Annotated in this window: 1 protein-coding gene and 2 pseudogenes; all 3 read left to right on the top strand. The window is 69.6% G+C overall.

Annotated features, from left to right (window positions below; genetic code table 11):
- A pseudogene (locus tag ACFYUS_RS27865) lies at positions 1-353 on the top strand (2-oxoacid:ferredoxin oxidoreductase subunit beta); the annotation flags it as partial.
- On the top strand, positions 346-1473 hold the full coding sequence (locus ACFYUS_RS27860; protein ID WP_388857676.1) for a threonine aldolase family protein: 1128 nt from the start codon (positions 346-348) through the stop codon (positions 1471-1473). The pseudogene ACFYUS_RS27865 and the gene ACFYUS_RS27860, both read left to right, overlap by 8 nt.
- Positions 1474-1827: 354 nt before the next feature.
- Positions 1828-2216 (top strand): annotated as a pseudogene (locus ACFYUS_RS27855) (hypothetical protein); the annotation flags it as partial.

The following is a 2216-nucleotide window of genomic DNA, read 5'->3' as shown; positions in this document are numbered from 1 at the left end:
TCATCCGCCTCGAACACGGCCGGCCGATCCGCTTCGGCACCGACAACGACAAGGGCGTCGTCCGCGACCCCGCCACCGGCGACCTGAAGGTCGTCACCGTCACCCCCGACAACGAGGCCCGGATCCTCCTCCACGACGCCCACGCCACCACCCCCACCACCGCGTTCGCGCTCTCCCGGCTCGCCGACCCCGACACCCTGCACCAGACCCCCATCGGCGTCTTCCGCTCCGTCGACCGGCCCGTCTACGACACCCTCATGGCCGACCAGCTCGACACCGCCGTCGAACACCAGGGCAAGGGCGACCTGGGCCGGCTCCTCACCGGCAACGACACCTGGACGCGGGATGAGTGACGTGGATGCCACCGACGTCGCCGGCCGGAACTTCCTGAGTGACAACACGTTCGGCGCGTCTCCGGAAGTACTGGAAGCGGTGGCGGCGGCCTCGACGGGGCACTCCGCTCCGTACGGCGCGGACCCCTGGACCGAGGCCGTCCGTCGCCGGCTCGGGGAGGTGTTCGAGCGGGATGTCGACGTCTTCCTGGTCTCTTCCGGCACGGCTGCCAACGGCCTCGCGCTGTCGTCTCTTTCGCGGCCGTGGGGGAGCGTTCTGTGTCACCCGGACGGCCACATCGACAACGACGAATGCGGGGCCGCCGAGTTCTTCACGGGCGGCTCCAAGGTCGTCACCGTCCCCGGCGCCGGCGGCAAGATCGACCCCGATGCCCTGCAGCACGAGCTACGGCGCCGCGCCGGTGACGTGCACAGCATGAGGCCCTCGGTGCTGAGCATCAGTCAGGGCACGGAGACCGGCGGCCTCTACACGCTGGAGGAGATCCGCGCACTGAGCCTGCACGCCAAGTCCGCCGGCCTCGGCGTGCACATGGACGGGGCCCGGTTCGCCAACGCCCTGAGCCGTCTCGGGGCCAGTCCGGCCGAGATGAGCTGGAAGGCCGGAATCGACGTGCTGTCGTTCGGCACCACGAAGAACGGCACGATGACCGCCGACGCGGTCATCTCCTTCCACTCCCCCGCCTCCGCCGAACTCACCGCCCGCGTCAAGCGCGCCGGCCAACTCCCCGCAAAGGCCCGCTTCCACGCCGCCCAGCTCGCCGCCTACCTGTCCGACGACCTGTGGCTGCGCAACGCCCACCAGGCGAACACCCTGGCCTCCCGCCTCTGGGACGGGCTGAAGAAGACACCCGGCGTCGAGCCCCGCAGCGAGCCGGGGATGAACATGGTCTTCTGCACGCTCGCCCCGCCGGTCGTCAAGGAGCTCCTCTCGGAGGGGTACACCTTCTACCACGACCGCTGGGAACCGGGGGTCGTACGCTTCGTGACCTCGTTCTCGCACTCCCCCGCCGATGTCGACCGGCTCCTGGCGTCGATCCGTCGGTGCTCCGACGCCGGACCGGCCGCCGAGCGTCTTCGACGCCCTCGCGACCGGTCGCGGCACCACTGCGTGCGGGACTGATGTCGACGGGCGTCACGTGCGTCGAAACGTGCCAGGCCATCGCACCCGACGCACGTGACGCCCGTCCTGCAACCTCGAAAGAAACAGCAGGCCAGCCGCCCCGCTTGAGGCCGTTCCTGCCACCGGGCAGAGGACTGCCCGAACACTTCCGGGGTACGAGAGGCGACTGCGCACCGAGCCGGAACACCGCTGGCAGCACAGCAGAACACCGGACGCGGATAGGGTGTTCGCGCAACGACGTCATGCTCGTCCAGGAGGTTACGAGTGGGGCCAGAACCCCCGGCGATTCGCGTACCGGTCGGGGAAGGGGCCGGCCGGTGGACGAGCCGAACGACTCAGCGACGAGTCCTGCTGGTGGTCCACAACGTCACCTCGGCCGGCCGCCTGCTGGATCTGGTGCCACTGTTCCACGACGACTTCCGGGTCCAGGTATTGGTCACTTCGACGGGATCCTCCGCGTTCCAGGACGGCATCCGCGAGCTCTTCCGCGATCTGCAGCTGCCCGAACTGCCCTGGAGACAGGCACTTTCGACTCCGGTGGATCTGGCGATCTCAGCGAGCTTCGGCGGCGAACTCGACCTGATCCAGGGCAATTTGTCAGTACTTTCACATGGGGCTGGATACACTAAAAGACTGGGCACGCCGGGAGCCGGGAGCCGGGAGCCGGGAGCCGGGAGCCGGGAGCCGGGAGCCGGGAGCCGGGAGCCGGGAGCCGGGAGCCGGGAGCCGGGAGCCGGCGTTCG

The organism is Streptomyces sp. NPDC004284 (assembly GCF_042874035.1).
In the GTDB taxonomy this organism is placed as follows: domain Bacteria; phylum Actinomycetota; class Actinomycetes; order Streptomycetales; family Streptomycetaceae; genus Streptomyces.
The sequence above is the reverse complement of the archived record's forward strand: the minus strand, read 5'-3'. Positions and strand labels throughout refer to the sequence as shown.